Source organism: Schumannella sp. 10F1B-5-1 (assembly GCF_006517535.1).
Taxonomy (GTDB): domain Bacteria; phylum Actinomycetota; class Actinomycetes; order Actinomycetales; family Microbacteriaceae; genus Schumannella.
The window spans coordinates 1-213 of sequence record NZ_VHQH01000109.1 but is presented as its reverse complement, the minus strand read 5'-3'; the positions used below and the strand labels follow the sequence as shown (position 1 = coordinate 213).

The following is a 213-nucleotide window of genomic DNA, read 5'->3' as shown; positions in this document are numbered from 1 at the left end:
CTTCGCATCCAGCTGCTGGGCGAAGCGGTGCGCGGTGTCCTGCGGGTCGCCCGAGCCGTCGAAGGACGACGAGGTCTCGACCCCCGCGGCGATCAGCACCGCGGCCGCACTTGCGCGCACCGACGCCGAACTCGTGTCGCTCGGGTCGCCTCCCACGAAGTACACGGTGGACGTCGCGGGGTCCTTGCCCGCGGATCGGAGACCGTCGACCAC

Annotated in this window: 1 pseudogene; it reads right to left on the bottom strand. The window is 71.8% G+C overall.

The features are described 5' to 3' along the window. Positions 1-213 (bottom strand): annotated as a pseudogene (locus FJ658_RS16325) (sugar ABC transporter substrate-binding protein); the annotation flags it as partial.